The organism is Campylobacter sp. US50a, from assembly GCF_004379015.1.
Lineage (GTDB): Bacteria > Campylobacterota > Campylobacteria > Campylobacterales > Campylobacteraceae > Campylobacter_D > Campylobacter_D jejuni.
In genome coordinates this window covers 85,890-105,869 of the sequence record NZ_RYYJ01000007.1, presented here as the reverse complement: position 1 = coordinate 105,869, position 19,980 = coordinate 85,890, and the positions used below count along the sequence as shown (strand labels likewise).

Sequence of the window (19,980 nt, the reverse complement as noted above, 5' to 3'; positions counted from 1 at the left end):
TTAAACCTGTTTGGATAGCTGCAAGTGGAGAGAGGTATTTTGATACGATGAAATAAAGGAGAATGACGCTAATAATACTTGTAAAAATAACAATCGCGGTTTGTATAAATGCAATTTTATATATTGGAGATTCTATTTGTTCTATTGACTCCCCAATACAAGCAGTATAAACTCCAGAAACTTTTGCACATACAGCAAATCTTTCACTACCATCTTTTGGTCTAGTATACTCAAAAGGTTCAAAATCTTTCTTGGTTTTTGCAAGATTTGCAATTGCACTAATATCATAACCTTGTTGTAAAAGAGCTTTGTCTGTAGAAACAAATACTTTATTTTCTTCATCAAATACAAAAGTTCTACCTGGTAAATTTTCAAATTCAGCTTGCAAATCTACTGCAAGAACATCTATGGCCAAAACTCCCATAAATTTACCATCTTTATAAAGCGGAATAGAATATGTAAAGCAAGGTAAATTTGTAGTTACATCAATATAAGATGGGGTAATATAAAGTTTATTTGTTTTAACTGCTTCTATATAATATTCTCTTGTTCTAGCATCATAGTTATCGGCTTTTCCATAAGTTCCAAAATCTAAATTTTTAGCATCAGAGTCTGGATCGCTTACAACAAGTTCGCCATTTGGTTGAGCAATATAAACTGCTAAGAATCTTCCAGCATCTCTAAAATTCTTTAAATCTTTTCCAACATAATGCATTAAAGCATCTTGACTATCTAACTGTTCTACAGGATGCTTTAAAATACTCTTAGCCAAACTTTCAAGAGCTAAAGAATTTCTTGCCTTAAAAGACTCCATAGAATTTTTAGCCGTTTTAACATAATTTATTTCAGCATTCACAACTTCATGAAAAATTGCTTGCTTTACAAATATAAATGTTACAACACCTAAAATTATCAAACACACTACTGCGATTAAATTTGCAATCAGTGAAACCTTCAATTTTACGCTTTTCATAATTTAAGCGCTCCTTTCTAATATTATTTTATAGGGATATTTACATAAAATTTTAGAATTATAACTTTTAAATTTAAATTTTTACTTAAATTTAAAAGTTATAAAAAATTAATTTAATTAATATTAAATTAATTTATATTTATTATTTTTATTTAAATAAATATCGCTTCGAAAATTCTATGTATTAAGCTTAATATCGTTATAATTTAAAAAATTTATATCAAAGGAAATATTTTGAAAAAAATTATATTATTTATCTTATCTTTAGGGATATTTTATACTTTCACGCAAGCTAAAAACTTCGAACAAGATCAAAACAATAACAGCAATTTAGTTAGTGTCAGTATAGCACCTCAAGCATTTTTTGTTAAAAAAATAGCTGCAAATACTCTAGATGTCAATGTTATTTTGCCCCCAAATAGCAATGAGCATAATTTTGAATTTAAACCAAGCACTATGAAAAAACTTGAAAAAAGTGATATTTATTTCACCATGGGCTTAGAATTTGAAAAAGTTTTTACGGATAAATTTAAACAAAATTTTCCAAAACTTCAAGTTGTAAATATGCAAAAAAACATAGCTTTAATTCAAACTCATGACACTCACGAACACTCTCATGAACATGAGCATTTTGATCCTCATACTTGGTTAGATCCTATTTTGGTCCAAACTATGGCTTTAAATATTTATGACACCTTAATTCAAAAATATCCACAAAATAAAAATTTATATAAACAAAATTTAGATAAATTTTTAGCAGAATTAGATAGTTTAAATTTACAAATTGCCTCAAAATTAGAAAAATTAAAAAATAGAGAATTTGTAGTTTATCATCCTTCTTGGACATATTTTGCAAAACGCTATAATCTTACGCAAATTCCTGTAGAAATTTTAGGCAAAGAACCAAAAAGCAAAGATTTGCAAAAACTTATCACTCTAATGAAAGATAAAAATTTAAAAGTCATTTTTGTTCAAAATGGTTTCCCTGAAAATGCAGCAAAAACACTTGCTAAAGAATGTGATGCAAAAATTTACAAAATAGATCATTTATCTTATGATTGGGAAAATGAGCTTTTAAAAACTGCTGATGCCTTTTATCATAATTTATAATCAGGCTTTTTGATGCTTTTTTTTGAAATTTCTAATCTAAACTACGCTTATGATAATGAAATCATCTTAAAAAACATCAATCTTAGCTACGACAATAAAGATTTTCTCTCTATCATAGGTCCAAATGGTGCAGGAAAATCAACACTCGTAAAACTTATCTTAGGACTTTTAAAATCCAAAAATAAAATCCATTTCAAAGCTCTTCAAAGAAAAGAAATAGGCTATGTTCCTCAACACACTCTAGTCAATCCTAATTTTTATCCAAGAGTACTTGAAATCGTTCTTATGGGACTTGTAAGTAAAAAAATTTTTGGTTTTTATGGGAAAAAAGATAAAGAAAAAGCTATGCAAGCTTTAAGAAGCGTAGGGATGGAAAAATTTTGGAACAAAACCATTGATTCTCTAAGCGGAGGACAAAGACAACGTGTTTTTATCGCAAGAGCCTTAGCTAGTGAATGCAAAATGCTTATTTTAGATGAACCTACCGCAAGCGTTGATAACAAGTCTGCTATACAAATTTTTGAACTTCTAAGCTCTTTACACCAAAAAGGCATGGGAATTTTACTCATTTGTCACGATATCAACCTTGTATTAGCTTATAGCGATAAAATTGCACATTTAAACAAAGAACTTTTCTTGCATACCAACACTAAAGAAAAAGAAAAAAGTTCATTTTTAAAACATTTATACGAAAACCACTCTCATTTTTGTGATGTAGAAATGAGTTTAAATACTTGTTTTTGCGATGAAGAAAATTGCGATAGTAAAAAACTATGCGAACAAGAATTTACAAGAAGAAATTTGAAAAAAACAGAATTTAAAAAAGAAAATTTTTGTTTAAAATTTTCAAAGGAAAATAATGCTTGAAATTTTAAATTTCACCTTTTTTCAAAACGCTTTACTAGGAGCGATTTTAGTTAGTATAGCTTGTGGGATCATAGGTACTTTGGTGATGATAAATCGCCTTTTTTCTATGGCTGGAGGTATAACACATGGGGCTTTTGGTGGTATAGGTATAGCTTTTTATTTTTCTTTACCTATTTTATTAAGCACGGGAATATTTACTTTATTTTTGGCTTTTTTAGTAGCTTTTTTAGCTAAACACTATGAACACAGAAGCGATAGTATTATCGCTGTAATTTGGGCTTTTGGAATGGCTGTTGGGATTATTTTAATCGATTTAAGCCCTAGTTATAACACAGATTTAATGGCTTATCTTTTTGGGAGTATTTTGGCTGTAGGAACACAAGATTTATGGCTTATGGCTTTGGTTGATAGCGTGGTCGTACTTTTGATCTTTTTATTTTATAGACAATTTGAAGCATTAAGCTTTGATGCGGAATTTGCAAAAGTTCGTGGCATCAATACAAGTTTTTTTCATTATCTTTTAATCGCCCTTATGGCTTTTTGTATAGTTATTTCCATACGCCTTGTAGGGCTTATTTTAGTTATGGCTTTACTTAGTATCCCAAGCTTTATTGCTGAAAATTTCACTAAAAGACTTGGCTTTATCATGATTTTGGCAAGTTTTTTAAGTATGATTTTTTGTGTTTTAGGACTTATACTTAGTTATTATCTTAATCTTTCAAGCGGTGCTTGCATCATAGCTGTAGCTTGCTTTGGTTTTTTAGTGCATTTGATAGGCAAATTTTTAAAAAGGTAAAGGTGCAAAACACACTTGCACTTTTATATCTTTTTGCCCTTGTTCTTTAAAATACAAATGTTCGCTCGCCTTAAAAACAAAAAATTTTTCTGCGATTTTTCTTTGTAAATCTTGAGTTTTTTCACATAAAGGATACACAAGTTTAATATCATAAATTTTAAATTTGCAAGCATAAGCAAACATTTGATACAAATCGCTTTGTGCTATACCCTGTTTTTTCTCATCTTCGCTATCATTTGGAATTTTCCACTTGGTATCTAGGATCATTTTATTTTCTATATATAAATCAGGCTTTAGCATGAAACAATTTTCATCATTTTTTGAGATTAAATACTTTCCACTGTTTTGAATTTTAATATCTTGAGTTGGATTTACTTTTTTTAGCATATAAGCTACATAATCTTCAAAAATTTTCTCCATAGGAAAAAGCAAAGCAAAAGCTTCATTTTTACCATGATAAGGCATAAAACTTTCATTTTTTAAGAAAATTTTACACCACAAAAGCAAGTTTTCATAATAATCAAAATGTCTTGAAATTTTATAACTAAAATCTTTTTCATAATTTTTAGAAAATTCTACCTCATCAAGCATTTGCATGGCTTTTATAAGTCTAAATTTATTCAAACTTGTTTTGGATTTTAAAAAATTTAGCGTTGATTTTATCAAACGATTGGGTGCTATATCTAAAACAAACTCATCATTGCTTGTAAAAAATCTTTCTTTGTGTATCAAATTTTGCTTGATATGTTCGTTAAATAGTAATTTTCCCTTCAAAAAAGCCCTATTTTCTTCGCAACTTAGATAAGATCTCATCAAGCCTTTTTTATGCACGCTATCAAATTCATCTAAAAACATAGTGATAAACACTTCAAATAAAGGAATTTTAGAACTTTGCAAAGATGAAATTTGCGATTTTTTAAAGGGGGAGTTTTTTAAGGTTTTTAGCATATTTATCAAAAGATTTTTAGGATTAAATTTAAAATCTTTTTCATAAAAATCATTATTTTTAGAAATATTGTCTAATTCATAGTATCTTTTTAGTTTTTCTTTATCGTGATTTGAAGAGCTATCTTCTTTTTTATAGCTATCTAAATTCGTGCATTTTGGCAAGATCTCCAAAACCCCACTTTTAGTCTGTATAATGCCGACATAATTTTTAGCTTTTAAGGTATTTTTATTTTTAAAGCCTAGAAGACTTTCATTGTTTTTTGCAAAGTCTTCTAATTCTTTATAAAATCTTTCAGCTTTTTCTTTGAAAATTTCTTTTAAATCTTCTTTAGAAAAAGCTTGGTGTTCAATGATAGAAAAAGTGCTATTCATTTTCGTTTTTTAATTTATTTGCTATTTCATCATTATAAATTGCTTGATATATTTCTATTTTATCCCAAATTTTATCATCAAATGAAGCAATATTATAAATACTTCTCTCGCTATTAATACTATCTAGATTTTTTATTTTTTGAAGATATTTATCATCTTTTTTATCTTCAAAAATCATACCATTATCATTTAAAACCTCATTAATCAAAGCATAATCATTATAAAAATACTCTTGCAAAAGCGGGATAATTTTGTTTTGAAAAATACTTTTTAAATCATTTAAATTTTCAACACCTATAAAAAATGCATGACCTATGGTTTTTTCTCTATCTAGTAAATATTCTATACGAGTGTTTATAGCTTTTAATAATTCTTGTAAATTAATACCTTCGCAATCCATAGATAATTTGCTCACATCAGGCATCATCTCTACAAATTCAAATCTTCTTCGCAAAGCTGTATCAAGAGAAGTTATGCTTCTATCGGCTGTATTCATAGTGCCTATGATATAAACATTTTTAGGCACTCCAAATTTTTCACCGCTATAAGGCAAAGTCACTTTTAACTCTTCTTTTTCACCTATCCTTTTACTAGGCTCTATCAAGGTTATAAGCTCACCAAAAATCTTACTTACATTACCACGATTGATTTCATCTATTATGATTATAAAAGGCTCTTTTGTATTATCTTGTATAAGTTCTAGATTTTTTACGTTACTAATTTTATCTAATAAAATATTGGGAGAAATTCTCCATAGTTTATAAACTGTTTTTTGGGTTAAATTTATATTATCATTGAGTTCGTATATATTAACTTCATCATCTTTTGATATCCATTCTACTTCTCTATAGGTTTGATATTCACCTTGTTGAGTATATTTAACATCACTCTTAATTATACCTATGCCTTTTATTGTCTTTAAAGAATTAAAAACACATACTAAATCACCCAATTGCATTTCATTTTTAAAACTATTAATGGTATTTTTATCATTATTGCCTAGTTTTAAAAATTCATCTCCCATATTTTTTGGAATTTCATTCCATCCAATGCAAATTTTATTTTCTTTAAAACATTCTTCCCTTAATGAAGCATTATATCCTAATGAAATTTTCCATACAGATGAATAATTACTTATTAAGGTATCATTTTTTAATTTCTGTTCTTTATATAAAGCTTTCTTACAGAGTTTTTTAAAAATACCATCTTTAATTTTATATCTAATTTGTGAATTTTCATTTTCTTTATCTAAATCAGGCTTTATACCTTCTACAAATTCTTCATATCCATAGCTTTGATGAAAAGTAGTAAATACTATTTGTCCCTTTCTTACATACTCATCAAATTTTGCTTTTTTGTCATCTCTACTTTCTAAATTTTCGCCCAAAATTTCCAAAGCTTTATCTATAGTATGATAAGTTTTTCCTGTACCCGGAGGCCCATAAAGAATTTGATTTAAAGGTGGATTTAATTTATTTTTTTTAAAATAATTGTTTAAAAAATTATAATAATGATTTAAAACACCTATATATCGCCTTTTAACATTATCATTTATTTTATTAAATTTTTCATTATTTTCTATTTGCTGTTTGCAATATAAAAAATCATCTATACTATTACAATTTAATAAATTATTATTCTTTAAACAACTAGAAATTTTTTCAATATCTTTAATATATGTTTTTATAGTATCTTCTTTTAGCTTGCTATCGTTATCTTTTGATATATCCTCAAGATATTTTTTAAATAAATCTAAAATTTTATTTGTATATTTTTCCCTATATTGAAACCATAAAGGAATAGATAAATTTTCCACCATTTTGATTAATGATAAATTTTTATTTTCTAACAATTTTTCATAAATTTGATATGTTTTTAATTTTTCTTTAAATTCATTCAAAGATATTAAACCTAAAACATTTTTAGAAAAAATATTAACTATTTTTATATTATTTACATCTTGATAATGAAAAGCTATTTTCCATTTAATGGCGTCTCCAAAATCTATATTTTCTATAGTTTCTAAATCATTATTTTTACTTGCTTGTATTATATCTATAATTGTTTGTTTTATTTTATCAAAAGCTTCATCTTGATTATTTCCATATTTAGATAGCCAAGCATAATTATCATTGTAAATTTTACCTTTTAAATTTTCTTTATCATCATTAGAATTTCTTTTATATATACCAAATTTAAAACTTGAACCACCCCAAATACTTCCTATGTCATCAAGTATATTTTCTATCCAAAAAGTAAAATCATTCCTATCTTGATTATCTTTTTTAATACTAGTATATTCTTCAAGAGTCATACTTTCAACTTTTTCTAAAGTCCAAATTCTTTGAAATTCTAAAAATTTATTTTCTATGTTTTTCTTTTGTTCTTCATTTAAACTAGTATTCATTTAAATTCCTTAAAAACAAAAAATATTTAAATCACCACTCCACAAAGGTTCTAGCTTTTTTTATATCATTAAAATTTATAGTAGTTTTTTCTTTATTTTCTAAATTTTCTAAAGTGATATTTTCATCATCTACAGCAATGATTTTTGCTTCGAATTTTTCTTTTTCATTGGTTGTGATCTTCACAAGTTCACCTATACTTTTAGCAAAGTGTTCTATCTTACTCAGTTTTCTTTCAAGTCCTGGTGAAGATACTTCTAAAAAATACTCCCCATTTACAGGTGGTTCTACATCAAAAATAGGCGATAAAATTTCACTAAGCTTTGCACAATCATCAAGATTTACCCCGCCTTCTTTTTGCACATAAATTCTATAAATTTTTTTACCATTTTCACTTACTAGCTCATCATCATAAAAGCTAAGTTCTGCTTCTTTGCAAAGGGCTTCAAGATTCATTTTTATCCTTTTTTATTTTTTCAAAAAGTGCGTCCATATGGTTTTGATACTCAAGCCTGTCATCAAATTTAAAATGAAAATTCGGACACCTATACCAGCCCTGCTCGCTCATGCAATAATTTTGCAAAGCTCTACTTGCCTTTTTTAAAGAAGATAAAATTTTTTCTTGCTCATGAACATTAAAAAACATTTTATCAAGATACACAAAAGCATCGTATCTACCCTTTTTACATTCCACATCAATCACACAAAGATTTTTTAAATTTTCATCATCTAAATTTGCTAAAGCTTCAGGGATCAGCTCTTTTAAAATACTTTCAGTGCGTAGCTTTTTAATCTCACTTGGATTCATAGACTTGCTTGTTCCTCTACTTCTTTATAGCTTTCTATATAATCACCCACTCTCATATCATCGCACCCTTCTATACCTACGCCACATTCATAGCCTTTTGCCACTTCTTTAGCATCATCTTTAAAGCGTTTAAGCGAACTTACATTGCCTTCATAAACCACAACTCCATCACGGATAAGGCGAATTTTGGCTCCACGGTTAATCACCCCTTCAGTTACCATACAACCTGCGATTTGTCCGATTTTTGGTACATTGATCACTTGTCTAATCTCTGCTTGTCCTAATTGCTCTTCAGAAATAATCGGGCTCATCATACCACCAAGCAAGGCTTTTACATCGTCTAAAAGATTATAAATCACATTATAGGTTTTAATTTCTACGCCTTTATCTTTAGCACGCTCTTTAACTTCCCCTGTTGGGCGTATGTTAAAACCTAGTACGATAGAGTTTTCACTCGCACTTGCAAGCTCTATATCACTTTGTGTGATTCCACCTACTCCGCTATGAATGATATTCACTTTAATCTCATCATTTCTAAGTTTTTCTAAACTTGCTTTTAAGGCTTCTAAAGATCCTTGCACATCAGCTTTTAAAATAACAGGCAAGGCTTTTAGATTACCTTCTTTAATCTTAGCTCCAAGCTCATCAATGCTAACTTTAGTGGATTTGCTAAGTTCTTTTTGGCGATTGTATTCGTGGCGTTTATTAGCGTATTCTCTTGCTTCTTTATCGGTTTTTACTGCGATTAAAATTTCACCTGCATCTGCTACTTCGCTAAGCCCTACGATAACCCCACATTCACCTGGTTTGATTTCTTTTAAAGCTTTACCTTGATCATCACTCATCGCACGCACTTTTCCATAAGCCTCGCCTGCAACCACAGTACTTCCTACAGTAAGTGTTCCATTTTGCACGATGATAGTAGCCACAGCACCACGCCCTTTTTGCACAGAACTTTCTATAATGCTTGCTTTAGCAAAACTTTTTGGATTGGCTTTAAGTTCTAAAATATCAGCTTGTAAAAGCACGATCTCAAGCAAATCTTCAATCCCCATTCCTGTTTTAGCTGAAACCCCTACAAATTCATAAGATCCGCCCCATTCTACTGGCATGATTTCCATTTCTGCGAGTTGAGTTTTTACCATATCAGGATTTGCTGCTTCTTTATCCATTTTGTTAATAGCAATAATAATAGGCACACCTGCTGCTTTAGCATGATTTATCGCTTCTTTAGTTTGTGGTTTTACCCCATCATCTGCGGCTACAACGATGATTACAATATCAGTGATACTTGCACCCCTTGCACGCATAGCAGTAAAAGCTTCGTGACCTGGGGTATCGATAAAAGTAATTTTACGCCCGTTTTTTTCTACCATATAAGCACCCACGTGCTGAGTAATACCCCCTGCTTCACCACTTGCAACGCGTGATTTTCTAATATAATCTAGCAAAGAAGTTTTACCATGATCAACATGCCCCATGATAGTGATCACAGGTGCTCTAGTCACTAAATCTTTTTCATCAATCTCTTCTTCATAGTCTTTTACATAATCAAACTCATCAGCCTCGTTAATGATATTAATCTCTATACCAAATTCAGCAGCCAAAATTTCAATCGCATCTTCATCTAAGAAATCATTTTTTGTTGTCATCATTCCAAGCATGAAAAGTTTTGAAATCACTTCACTAGTGCTTTTTCCTATCTTATCAGCGAATTCATACACACGAATTTCTTTAGAAATAGAAACACTACTTACTTCTTCTACTTCCTTTTTTTCAATCTTTTTAGGTGGTTTTTTACGACTTCTTCTTTGAATTCCACCTTCAAGCCCAAAACCCGCAGAATTTCCAACAGCTTGTCTTATAAAATTAGGTTGTTTTTTATTGATATTTTGTGGTTTTTCTTGTTCTTTTACACTAAAATCAGGTAACACTACCTCATCTTCATCTTCTAAAGAAATATCACCAAAATCATGTTCATCTAAAAAATTCATTTTTTCGGTACTTTCTTTTTTACTCGCAACAAAAGATTTTTTTTCTTTTTTCTTTTTCTTTAAACTCTCATCAGCATTTGAAAACATAGTTTTTAAACTTAAGCGCTCTTCATTATTGATAGATATATCATTTGAATTTTTTACTTCTTCTTTTTTAACTTGAATTTCTTCTTCGTCTTTTTTCTTTTTAACAATGACAAGTCCGCGTCTTTTGGCTAAAGTTGCACTAGCAAGGCTTTGTGGCTTATGAGTATCAATAATTTCTTGTTTTTCTTCCTCTTTTGCATTTTCTTTTTCAACTTTTAATTCTTCTTTTTTAACTTCTTTTTTAAGCTTTTCTTCTTTTTTAGGTTCTTTTTTTTCAGATTCATTTAGCTTTTCTTGTTCTTTTATATTTTCTTTTTTAGGCTTTTTTGCCGTAGGAGTTTTGATATTTTTCTTAAAAGCTTCTGGAATTTCTCTTGTTTGTATATACTCATAAATAGCTGCTGCGATCTCAGGCTCTACAGCATTTGATGCTGTTTTAATTCCAAGTCCTAATTCATTTGCCTTTTCAATAATTTCCTTACTATCATAACCTAATTCTTTTGCGATTTCATGAATTCTAATCTTTGCCATTTAAAAATATCTCCTTAAGTCCTTGCTGAGTAATTTTAGTATTTAAATTTTTACATATTTTAGAAAATGCTTTTTGTAAGATTTTATCTTCTTTCTCAATACAATTTTGACATAAATATCCGCTTCTTCCATGTTCTGCTTTAGGCACAATATCTCCTAAAACAACTTTAAATCTAAATAACATATTTTGCTCAAAGCGGTTTTTACACACTATGCACATTCTAATTGGTATATGTTTTTTCAAAATTATATCTTTTTTTTATATTTTTTAGCAAATTTCAAAGCCATTATCATCAAATTCTAAATATTGCACACGAAAATCTTTAAATTTTGTTTGCATTTTCTTTGCCAAAGCTAAAGCATCATCTTTAAAAGCTAAAGAAAAAAAGCTCGATCCCGAACCTGAAAGTGTGCTCATTAAAGCTTTATTTTCTAAGGCAAATTTTTGCACTTCAAAAAGCTCGGGTAAGTTTTTCATACGATTGATTTCATGGAGCTTATCTTGACTTGCAAATTTTAAAAATTCATATTTTTTCTCCAAAAAACAAGCGGTTAAAAATGAAGCATGGGAAAGGTTGAAAACCGCATCATTAAAACTTAAATTTTTGGCCAAAGCTTGGCGTGATTGTTCTGTGCTCATTGCCAAATTTGGGATCACAACCACAGCAGCTAAATCTTTATCAATCTCTTTTTTGATACTATAAACTTTATTTTTTTCAACCAAAGAACACACAAAACCACCAAGAGTAGCTGGAGCGATATTATCTGGATGGTTTTCGTAAATTAAAGCTTCATCTAAAATACGTTCTTTTTCTACCTTAAATCCACTCATATAATAAGCACTGGCAATAGCTCCAACAATCACAGCTGAAGAGCTTCCTAACCCTCTTGAAAGAGGAATGTTATTTTGAAAAATAAAACGAAAATTATCTTTTTTTCCGCTTAGTTTTTCATAAATTTCATAAAAAATATTTACAAATATATTGTTTTTTTTAAGAAAAATATTATCACTGCCCTCACCTCCAATACTAATACTAAAAACACCTGATTTTTGGATTTGAGTTTCATTAAAAAGCTTTAAACTAAGTCCTAAACAATCAAAACCTGGCCCTAAATTCGCACTCGTAGCGGGAACTAAAATTTTCAAATTTCATCCTAAATTGCATCTAAAAAATAAAAGGGAAGATTATCATTATTTAGTTTAAGCTCTTGTAAATTTTTTGGTAAAAAAAACTCTGCTGGGATATTTTGCTCTAAACAAATTTCACCTTCCTTATATACAAAACAAAAATTTTTATTTGCACTTATGGGTTTATAGCCATTTAATTCAAAAGCACTCACCGCAAATAAAGGAATATTTTTTACTATACTTAAAGTACTCAAACTTACATAAGAAATTTTAATCCCCATATAAGAACCTGGACCATTAGCATAAATTAAACTTGTAAAATCATATTCTTTAAGCAATTCATCTAAAATTTTTGGTAAAAATTCGCTTGCTTTTTCTTCACTTTTATAAGTTTTTATAAGTTCATCATCTTGATAAATTCCGATCATTAAAGGCTTAGATAAAGCATTAAGCAAAAGAGAGATTTTTATGCAAATACCTTTTCATAAGCTTTTTGGGTTGTTTTTTCAAGGCTTACAATTTCATAAGCATCTTTATCTTTTAAAACTTCTTTAGTAAGCAAATGATTTAAATGATGACTCCCAGCATATGAAGTATAATCTCCAAAAACACGATATCCAAGTAAAGTTAAATCTCCAATTGCATCTAAAATTTTATGTCTTACAAACTCATCTTTGAAACGCAAACCCTCAGGATTTAAAATACGATTTTCATCTACCACTATAGTATTTTCTAAACTTCCACCTAGTGCTAAATTCATACTCCTAAGAGCTTGAACATCTTTTAAAAAACCAAAAGTTCTAGCCCTTGCTATGTTTTCTATATAATTTTTTTTGCTAAATTCAAAATTGTAACTTTGTTCACCTATAACAGCATTGTCAAATTTAATTGTGTAATTAATACGGGGTTCTTTAGTAGGAGTTAAACGCACAAATTTATTACCATCTCTTACTTCTATAGGCTTTTTAATTACCATAATTTTTTTAGGCGCATCAAGTTCTTTTACCCCTGCTTCATCAAGCATCATACAAAAACTAATACTTGATCCATCCATAACAGGAGCTTCATTTGCATTTAAAACTATGCGTACATTATCGATTCCATAAGCATTAATCGCACTCATTAAATGCTCTATTGTAGAAATAAATCCACGATCATCTCCTAAAACAGTTGCCATTTGAGTATTGATCACATTTTCAGGACTTGCCTTATAGCTTGCATTAAGATCGCTTCTAAAAAATACTATACCACTATTTGCTTCTAAAGGCTCTAAAGTAATTTCTATAGGTTCACCCTTATGAAGTCCTATACCTACGCCTTTGACAGTTTTTGCTAAAGTTAATTGTTTCATTAATTTTTTCCTAAAATTATCTTTTTACCATCATTTAAAATATTGTAAATATTATTTTCTATCCATTTTTTATCTTGCCATTGTTCAGGACGCGTTTCAACTCCTTGAACCAAAACTCCAAAATGCAAATGATCACCTAAGGCCAAACCACTTGTTCCTGTTTTGCCTATAATACTTTGTTTATTAATCATTTCATCTAAATCAACATTTTTAGAAGAACAGTGCCCGTAAAGACTATAAACACCAAAACCATGATAAACAATTAAATTTAAACCATAAATTCCATTTTCAGCAGCAAAAACAACCTTGCCCGCGTTATTACTTATGATAGGAGCTTGTGCTACGCTTGCTAGATCAAGCCCCATATGATAAGAATCACTCACAAATTGCCCATTATAAGAATAATACCTATGATCAGCAAAATCCGCTACTTTCATACCATTTTTAAGAGGTAAAAATAAATTCAAATCAAAATTATCAATTTTTTCCTCAGGTACTTTTGAAGTGATTTCATGGATAAGTTTTTCATTACTATTTCTTAAAGTTTCATTGACAAACTTAAATTTTTCATAACGATTGAAATTATTATCTTTTGGAGCGTATTGATTTGCTAAATTCTCAATCTTTCCATCTAAAAATTTATCCGTTAGATTGATATTTGAAACACGATATTTACGATTAACAAAATAATACCTTATACGTTCTTTTGAAATATTTCCCGCTTTATCCGTAGCGATAACAAATGCACGAAATTCCTCATCTCTTGCATCCCAAGCAATTAAAGCTGCATAATACCCTTCTTTTATATAAGGCGTAGCTTTAAAAATTTTACCTTTATTTGTCTCTATATATACCTTATCTAAATTAGCATCATCGGCCTTGAAAACAACAGCCCCAGCACCGCCTTGCTCGATTTGGTAAGAATTGCTTATGATATTGATTTTTGGAGCCGTATTATCTACTAATACCGCAATTTGTTTTCTTGCTTCATTACCACTAAAAAAATTCCAAAAACTAGAATCTTTAGCTATCACCTCCAAAACAAAAGATTTTACATTTTCTTTGTAACTAAATTTTGGCAAAGCAACTTGTAAGGTAATATCTTTTAAATTAGAAATCTTTTCATCTGCTATAACCATTGCACTAGTATTGTCGTCTTTATGCAATATAATTTGTACATTTTTGATAGAACTTTCATCATCTTTAACATGCACTAAAATAGGTTTTTTAAGATCAGTATATACAACATCTGGCATTAAAATTTGAGGAGGATTTTTTTCAAAAATACTTAATCTTGAAATAAAAAAAATCAAAATTGCTATTAAAACTAAAATTAAAACAGATAAATAAGTTTTGCCTTTTCTTTTTGCCATAACCTTCCTTAAAAATTTTCGATGTTTTTGTTGTTTTTAGTATAAATTCTATTATATTTTCAGTAAATATCTAGCAAATTTATAAAATTTCTCTTAGAGTATTAGCCTGTTTCATCCATTCTCTTAATTCATCGTTTTTATCTAATTGTATCATTTGTTTACATCTCTCTAATTCTTGTTGAAAAAAATCAATAGAACTTAATAAGTTATCTTTATTTTGTAAAAAAATACTTTCCCACATTTGTGGTGATGATTTGGCAATTCTGCTCATACCTTTAAAAGATCCTCCAGCCAAATGAACAATATTTCTTTTATCCTCTTCTTTCATTACAAAATTAGCCAAAGAAAAACTTATAACATGAGGCAAATGAGAAATAATAGCAGCATGATGATCATGGGCTTTACTATCCATAAAAACAATTTTCATCCCTAAATGAGAAAAAATTTCTACTGCTCTTTTTTGATGCAAATCATCAGCTATTTCACTATCGCAAAGAACACAAACTGCATCTTTATAAAGCTCTTTAAAAGCCGCTTTTGGACCTGAATTTTCAGTTCCTGTCATAGGATGAGCAAAAAGAGTTTGTTTGATTAAATTCTTAGGCAAACTTTCTATAATTTTTCTTTTTGTACTTCCAAGCTCTATAATTGTTACATTAGAAGGCAAATCAACTAACTTTTGCAAAATTTCTATAATAGCATTAACAGGAGTTGCGACAAAAATCATATCACATAAAGCTAAATCTTTAAATTCTATAAGCTCATGAATAAGACCTAATCGCAGGGCATCTTTTTCATTTTCTTTACTTAAATCCATACCATAAACACAAGAAATAAGCTTATTTTCTTTCAAACAAAGCCCTAAAGATCCACCCATAAGCCCAAGCCCTATAATTGCTATTTTCATACTTTCTACCTTAGTTTTTTTGTTAAATTTTTTTTGCTATTATACAGCTTTTAATAAAGCTTTAGGTAAAAAATCAATGAAAAAACATCTTATTAGTATTTGTGCTTTAGTTGCTATAGCCAATGCAGCAACCATTAAGGATATTAAATTTATCGGATTAAACCACTTATCAAATACAAGTGCCATAAATATTACAGGGCTTAAAATAGGAGAAGAAATAAATCCTGCAAAAATCAACACTGCTATTCTTAATCTTTATAAACAAAATTATTTCGAAAATATTGCAGTAGAAAACAACAATGGAATTTTGGAAATTATAGTTACTGAAAAACCAACTATAGCAAAGGTTACTATCACAGGTATAGCTTCAAATGATAGAAAACAAGTTGAAAGTATTTTAGGGATTAAAAGAGGTACGCTACTTGATGAAGGAAGTATAAAAGAAGCTATTGAACGCATTAAAGCTTATTATGAAGCAAAAAGTTATTTTGATACTATTGTAGAATACAAAAAAAAGACTTTAGAAAATACTGATGGACTAGAGCTTGAATTTATAGTAAATCGTGGTGAAAATATCATTATTGATAATGTTCATTTAAGTGGAGCAAAGAAATTTTCATATTCTGATATAGAACCTTCAATTGTCAATAAAGAAAAAGAATTTATGGGATGGATGTGGGGACGCAATGATGGAAAATTAAAAGTTTTTGAACTTAGTAACGATAGTTCAAGAATTGCTGATGAGTACATGAAAAAAGGATATTTAGATGTTCAAGTATCTCCTCCTTATCTTAAAACCTACACAGATACTTATCAAGCAAATTTGACTTATTTTATCAAAGAAGGAAAGCCTTATAAAATTAAAAGTATAAACATAGAAAATCCTTTATTTGATGATAAACAAAATGCACAAACCGTAAAAGATTTAAGATCAAGCGCTGGCAAAACTATCAATATTGAAGACATTAGAAAAGATGTTAAAACCATAGAAACACAAAGTGCTGATTTAGGTTATGCGTTTGTAGAAGTCTATCCTGATATTCAAAAAAATGATCAAACTCAAGAAGCCACCGTTGTATTTAAAGTAATCCCTCACGATAAAGTTTATATAAGAAATGTTATTATTTCAGGAAATTCACGTACTGTAGATCGCGTCATACGCCGAGAATTATATATAACAGAAGGTAATTTATACAATAGAACAGACTTAAGCGAGTCAAAAAATGCTTTAAAAAGAACTTCTTATTTTGACGATGTAAATATCAAAGAAGAAAAAGTTGATGATACACATATTGATTTGATTGTTGATGTTAAAGAAGCTTCTACAGGAGCTATTTCTGGAGGCATTGGCTATGGATCAAGCGATGGTATTTTACTTAATGCTTCTTTATCAGATACAAATATCTTTGGTTCAGGAATAAAAAGCTCTGTAAGCGTAGATAAAAGCGATGATACCTTATCAGGAAGGATTAGTCTCATAAATCCACGCGTTCTTGATAGTCAATATAGCCTAGGTGGAACACTTTATTCAAATGACTATGAATGGGATAATTATTCAGAAAAAAATTACGGCTTTGATATAACAGTTGGACGCCAATTTGCAAGATACTATAATGTAAGCTTAACTTATAATCTTGAACAAAGCGATATTTATCACTTAAGTCCAACTCTTTTAAGAACAGGATATGAACTTGGTAAAAGTATTAAAAGCTCTATAACTCCAGCAATCACCTTTAACAATACAGATGATTATTATCTGCCACGATCAGGTATCATTGCTTCAACCAGTTTAGAATACGCTGGACTTGGCGGAGATCAAGAATTTATTTCATCAAGCTCTAAATTTAACTTTTATCAAGGTTTACAAGACTATATAGGATATGATCTTATTTATCGCTATAAAGCGAGTTTTTATAAAGTATGGGATGAAGGCTATTTGCCAATTAATCAAAGAATTTATTTAGGTGGTATTAGATCGATACGCGGTTTTGAAAGCAGAACGGTAAGTCCTAAAAACCAATGGGGAGATGAAGTAGGTGGAACCATAGCTTTTGCCAATTCCGTAGAACTTAGCTTCCCTTTGATTGATAGAATCAAACTTCGTGGTAGCGTGTTTTTTGATTATGGTATGATAGGGCGTAAAAATTTAGATGAAATAAAAAGAATGAGTACAGGTATAGGCATTGAATGGATTACACCAATTGGGCCTTTACAGCTTGTATTTGCCAAACCTCTTAATGATAAAAAAGGTGATGATACTAATAGTTTTGAATTTAATCTTGGAACACGCTTTTAATGAAAGAATTTTTAGATGCTTGCTTGAATGCAAATTTGCAAATACGCAAGTATCTAAACAATATCCCACAAAATGATCTTAAACTTTGCTCTAAATTAGGCTATGATAAAAATCAAGGCTATGAGCTTGACTTAAAATGTGAACAAATTTTCATAAAATACCTTAGTTGTTTTGGGCAAATTTTTTCTGAAGAAAGTGGCTTGATCGGGAAAGATAACCCAAAACAAATGATTCTTGATCCTTTGGATGGAAGTTCAAATTTTGTTTCTAAAATACCATTTTATGGAACTTCTATAGCTCTCATAGAAAAAGATCAGGCAAAAAGCGCTTTTGTTTGCAATCTTGTCAGTCAAGAAATTTTTGCTTTTAATAACAATCAAGCTTTTAAATCTAATCTTTCCGATCCAAAATACTCACCCTTAACACCTAATCTATTTTCTAAAATAGGTATAGTTGAAAAAATTTCACTTTATCCAGAACTTCTCGATTTTTTAACAAAAAATCAATTAAAATTTCGCTCTTTGGGCGCAACAGCCTTAAGTCTCGCTTATGCTTCGTATTTTAGTTTTGTATTAATTCTTGGAAAAACACGAATTTTTGATACAGTAGCTGCTTTAACAATTCATCAAAATTTATATATAGAAAAAAATGAAAATTTCCTTCTCCTAAGCCAAGACAAGAAAATTTTTGATATAATCTTAAAATTTTTAAAAAATAATTAGGTGAATATATGAATTTTGCAGATATTTTTTCAAAAATAAGAAGACAACAACCTAGCGTTAAAGAAGCTCCAAATCACTGGGTAAAATGCCAAAGTTGTCATGCTTTGATGTATTATAAAGAAATAGAATCTTGTTTTAATGTTTGCCCTAAATGTAATTATCACATGAGAATTTCAGCTGATGAACGTATTAAACTTTTAAGCGATGAAGGCAGTTTTATTGAGTATGATGCAAATTTAGAGGCTATAGATCCTTTAAAATTTGTTGATAGCAAATCCTATAAAAAACGCCTTAGCGAAGGTGAAAGTAAAACAGGTAGAAAAAGTTCTGTTATTAGTGGAGAATGTGAAATCAATGGTTTAAAAACCCAACTTGTTGTATTTGATTTTTCTTTTATGGGCGGATCTTTAGGTTCTGTTGAAGGAGAAAAAATCGTTAGAGCTGTACAAAGAGCCATCACAAGCAAAACCCCTCTTGTCATCGTAAGTGCAAGCGGTGGAGCTAGAATGCAAGAAAGTACTTATTCTTTGATGCAAATGAGCAAAACTAGCGCCGCACTTAAACTTCTTAGCAAAGAAAAACTTCCTTATATTAGCATTTTAACTGATCCTACTATGGGCGGAGTAAGTGCTTCTTTTGCTTGGCTTGGAGATTTAATCATCGCTGAACCTGAAGCTTTAGTCGGTTTTGCTGGTGCAAGAGTTATTAAACAAACTATAGGAGCAGATTTACCTGAAGGCTTTCAAAAAGCAGAGTTCTTGTTAGAACATGGACTTATAGATGCCATAGTTGAAAGAGGAGAACAAAAACAATATCTTAGCGATGTGCTAAAATTTTTCAGTGGAAAATAATTTGCAAGTTAATATCTTTTGTATTCAAAAAAGTGATGAATTTAAAACTTGGAGTGAGAAATACTCTAAACTTATTTCTAAATACTCCACTTTAAAAGAAATAAATGTTTTTAATAAAAAAATAGCCTTAGCTCAAAATTTAAATGCCATAGAAGCAAAAAAAAGCTATGAAGAAGCTTTTATGCCTTATAAAAAAGGCTATTGTATCGCTCTTGATGAAAAAGGGAAAGAACTTACAAGTATAGAATTTGCAAAACTCATCCAAGATAAAAATGAATTAAGTTTTTTTATAGGTGGTGCTTATGGTTTAAGAGAAGAATTTAATCAAAGTTTGGATTTTAGACTATCATTAAGCAAACTTACTTTAGCACATCAATTTGTTAAAACCTTACTTTTAGAACAAATTTATCGTGCATTTTGCATCAACAACAATCACCCTTATCACAAATAGAAAGTTTTA

General features: G+C 29.4%; 19 protein-coding genes. 7 read left to right on the top strand and 12 right to left on the bottom strand.

Annotated elements, in window-relative coordinates; genetic code table 11:
- Nucleotides 1–973: cache domain-containing protein (locus ELQ11_RS06075; protein ID WP_193551210.1), on the bottom strand; the 973-nt coding region annotated here is incomplete at its 3' end.
- Between the two features lie 234 nt (nucleotides 974–1,207).
- Between ELQ11_RS06075 and ELQ11_RS06070 the strand changes: the two genes are divergently transcribed.
- Genes ELQ11_RS06070 through ELQ11_RS06060 form a run of 3 tightly spaced genes read left to right on the top strand, consistent with a single transcriptional unit; the run spans nucleotide 1,208 to nucleotide 3,746 of the window.
- Nucleotides 1,208–2,083 (top strand): zinc ABC transporter substrate-binding protein, encoded by an 876-nt coding sequence (locus ELQ11_RS06070; RefSeq protein WP_126264492.1) that lies wholly within the window; start codon nucleotides 1,208–1,210, stop codon nucleotides 2,081–2,083.
- A gap of 12 nt (nucleotides 2,084–2,095) precedes the next feature.
- Nucleotides 2,096–2,950 (top strand): metal ABC transporter ATP-binding protein, encoded by an 855-nt coding sequence (locus ELQ11_RS06065; RefSeq protein ID WP_126264493.1) that lies wholly within the window; start codon nucleotides 2,096–2,098, stop codon nucleotides 2,948–2,950.
- Nucleotides 2,943–3,746, top strand: a complete 804-nt coding sequence (locus tag ELQ11_RS06060) for a metal ABC transporter permease (RefSeq protein ID WP_002903408.1) — start codon at nucleotides 2,943–2,945, stop codon at nucleotides 3,744–3,746. The genes ELQ11_RS06065 and ELQ11_RS06060 overlap by 8 nt, the downstream gene beginning before the upstream one ends.
- Here ELQ11_RS06060 and ELQ11_RS06055 read toward each other — a convergent pair.
- The 11 genes from ELQ11_RS06055 to ELQ11_RS06005 all read right to left on the bottom strand — a co-directional run bounded on the left by ELQ11_RS06055 (nucleotide 3,735) and on the right by ELQ11_RS06005 (nucleotide 15,651).
- Nucleotides 3,735–5,066, bottom strand: a complete 1,332-nt coding sequence (locus tag ELQ11_RS06055) for an McrC family protein (protein ID WP_126264494.1) — start codon at nucleotides 5,064–5,066, stop codon at nucleotides 3,735–3,737. The two genes, ELQ11_RS06060 and ELQ11_RS06055, sit on opposite strands and share 12 nt — an antisense overlap.
- Nucleotides 5,059–7,473 carry an AAA family ATPase gene (locus ELQ11_RS06050; RefSeq protein WP_126230394.1) on the bottom strand — a complete coding sequence of 805 codons (2,415 nt, stop codon included), beginning with the start codon at nucleotides 7,471–7,473 and terminating at the stop codon, nucleotides 5,059–5,061. Before ELQ11_RS06050 ends, ELQ11_RS06055 begins: the two co-directional genes overlap by 8 nt.
- 31 nt (nucleotides 7,474–7,504) lie before the next feature.
- Nucleotides 7,505–7,927 carry a ribosome maturation factor RimP gene (rimP, locus tag ELQ11_RS06045; protein ID WP_052854211.1) on the bottom strand — a complete coding sequence of 141 codons (423 nt, stop codon included), beginning with the start codon at nucleotides 7,925–7,927 and terminating at the stop codon, nucleotides 7,505–7,507.
- Nucleotides 7,917–8,279, bottom strand: a complete 363-nt coding sequence (gene rbfA, locus ELQ11_RS06040) for a 30S ribosome-binding factor RbfA (RefSeq protein ID WP_070252779.1) — start codon at nucleotides 8,277–8,279, stop codon at nucleotides 7,917–7,919. Before rbfA ends, rimP begins: the two co-directional genes overlap by 11 nt.
- Complete coding sequence (infB, locus tag ELQ11_RS06035) at nucleotides 8,276–10,891, bottom strand: translation initiation factor IF-2 (RefSeq protein ID WP_126264496.1); 2,616 nt, start codon at nucleotides 10,889–10,891, stop codon at nucleotides 8,276–8,278. The genes rbfA and infB overlap by 4 nt, the downstream gene beginning before the upstream one ends.
- Nucleotides 10,878–11,135 (bottom strand): YlxR family protein, encoded by a 258-nt coding sequence (locus ELQ11_RS06030; protein WP_002870410.1) that lies wholly within the window; start codon nucleotides 11,133–11,135, stop codon nucleotides 10,878–10,880. The genes infB and ELQ11_RS06030 overlap by 14 nt, the downstream gene beginning before the upstream one ends.
- A gap of 24 nt (nucleotides 11,136–11,159) precedes the next feature.
- The gene (gene thrB / locus ELQ11_RS06025) at nucleotides 11,160–12,038 is read right to left on the bottom strand and encodes a homoserine kinase (protein WP_002857455.1); all 879 of its coding nucleotides are present in this window, start codon (nucleotides 12,036–12,038) and stop codon (nucleotides 11,160–11,162) included.
- 8 nt (nucleotides 12,039–12,046) lie between these two features.
- Nucleotides 12,047–12,448, bottom strand: coding sequence for a tRNA (adenosine(37)-N6)-threonylcarbamoyltransferase complex dimerization subunit type 1 TsaB (locus ELQ11_RS06020; protein ID WP_032599159.1), 402 nt, complete (start codon nucleotides 12,446–12,448; stop codon nucleotides 12,047–12,049).
- Nucleotides 12,449–12,486: 38 nt separating this feature from the next.
- On the bottom strand, nucleotides 12,487–13,371 hold the full coding sequence (lpxC, locus tag ELQ11_RS06015; protein ID WP_002859351.1) for a UDP-3-O-acyl-N-acetylglucosamine deacetylase: 885 nt from the start codon (nucleotides 13,369–13,371) through the stop codon (nucleotides 12,487–12,489).
- The gene (locus ELQ11_RS06010) at nucleotides 13,371–14,744 is read right to left on the bottom strand and encodes a M23 family metallopeptidase (RefSeq protein ID WP_134225199.1); all 1,374 of its coding nucleotides are present in this window, start codon (nucleotides 14,742–14,744) and stop codon (nucleotides 13,371–13,373) included. Before ELQ11_RS06010 ends, lpxC begins: the two co-directional genes overlap by 1 nt.
- Nucleotides 14,745–14,823: 79 nt before the next feature.
- The gene (locus ELQ11_RS06005) at nucleotides 14,824–15,651 is read right to left on the bottom strand and encodes a prephenate dehydrogenase (protein WP_002860956.1); all 828 of its coding nucleotides are present in this window, start codon (nucleotides 15,649–15,651) and stop codon (nucleotides 14,824–14,826) included.
- A gap of 76 nt (nucleotides 15,652–15,727) precedes the next feature.
- Here ELQ11_RS06005 and bamA point away from each other — a divergent pair, with 76 nt between their 5' ends.
- The 4 genes from bamA to ELQ11_RS05985 are packed head-to-tail and all read left to right on the top strand — an operon-like array spanning nucleotide 15,728 to nucleotide 19,971.
- Nucleotides 15,728–17,947 (top strand): outer membrane protein assembly factor BamA, encoded by a 2,220-nt coding sequence (gene bamA / locus ELQ11_RS06000; protein ID WP_070240291.1) that lies wholly within the window; start codon nucleotides 15,728–15,730, stop codon nucleotides 17,945–17,947.
- Nucleotides 17,947–18,669 carry an inositol monophosphatase family protein gene (locus ELQ11_RS05995; protein ID WP_002870405.1) on the top strand — a complete coding sequence of 241 codons (723 nt, stop codon included), beginning with the start codon at nucleotides 17,947–17,949 and terminating at the stop codon, nucleotides 18,667–18,669. Before bamA ends, ELQ11_RS05995 begins: the two co-directional genes overlap by 1 nt.
- 8 nt (nucleotides 18,670–18,677) lie before the next feature.
- Nucleotides 18,678–19,520, top strand: coding sequence for an acetyl-CoA carboxylase, carboxyltransferase subunit beta (gene accD, locus ELQ11_RS05990; RefSeq protein ID WP_002877210.1), 843 nt, complete (start codon nucleotides 18,678–18,680; stop codon nucleotides 19,518–19,520).
- Nucleotide 19,521: 1 nt separating this feature from the next.
- Nucleotides 19,522–19,971 carry a 23S rRNA (pseudouridine(1915)-N(3))-methyltransferase RlmH gene (locus ELQ11_RS05985; protein ID WP_171824247.1) on the top strand — a complete coding sequence of 150 codons (450 nt, stop codon included), beginning with the start codon at nucleotides 19,522–19,524 and terminating at the stop codon, nucleotides 19,969–19,971.
- Nucleotides 19,972–19,980: the final 9 nt, after the last annotated feature.

Coding starts and splice junctions, on each gene's coding strand:
- ELQ11_RS06065 (WP_126264493.1), top strand. CDS start 2,096: ATGCTTTTTTTTGAAATTTCTAATCTAAACTACGCTTATGATAATGAA.
- ELQ11_RS06060 (WP_002903408.1), top strand. CDS start 2,943: ATGCTTGAAATTTTAAATTTCACCTTTTTTCAAAACGCTTTACTAGGA.
- ELQ11_RS06055 (WP_126264494.1), bottom strand. CDS start 5,066: ATGAATAGCACTTTTTCTATCATTGAACACCAAGCTTTTTCTAAAGAA.
- ELQ11_RS06050 (WP_126230394.1), bottom strand. CDS start 7,473: ATGAATACTAGTTTAAATGAAGAACAAAAGAAAAACATAGAAAATAAA.
- rimP (WP_052854211.1), bottom strand. CDS start 7,927: ATGAATCTTGAAGCCCTTTGCAAAGAAGCAGAACTTAGCTTTTATGAT.
- rbfA (WP_070252779.1), bottom strand. CDS start 8,279: ATGAATCCAAGTGAGATTAAAAAGCTACGCACTGAAAGTATTTTAAAA.
- infB (WP_126264496.1), bottom strand. CDS start 10,891: ATGGCAAAGATTAGAATTCATGAAATCGCAAAAGAATTAGGTTATGAT.
- ELQ11_RS06020 (WP_032599159.1), bottom strand. CDS start 12,448: ATGATCGGAATTTATCAAGATGATGAACTTATAAAAACTTATAAAAGT.
- lpxC (WP_002859351.1), bottom strand. CDS start 13,371: ATGAAACAATTAACTTTAGCAAAAACTGTCAAAGGCGTAGGTATAGGA.
- ELQ11_RS06010 (WP_134225199.1), bottom strand. CDS start 14,744: ATGGCAAAAAGAAAAGGCAAAACTTATTTATCTGTTTTAATTTTAGTT.
- ELQ11_RS06005 (WP_002860956.1), bottom strand. CDS start 15,651: ATGAAAATAGCAATTATAGGGCTTGGGCTTATGGGTGGATCTTTAGGG.
- bamA (WP_070240291.1), top strand. CDS start 15,728: ATGAAAAAACATCTTATTAGTATTTGTGCTTTAGTTGCTATAGCCAAT.
- ELQ11_RS05995 (WP_002870405.1), top strand. CDS start 17,947: ATGAAAGAATTTTTAGATGCTTGCTTGAATGCAAATTTGCAAATACGC.
- accD (WP_002877210.1), top strand. CDS start 18,678: ATGAATTTTGCAGATATTTTTTCAAAAATAAGAAGACAACAACCTAGC.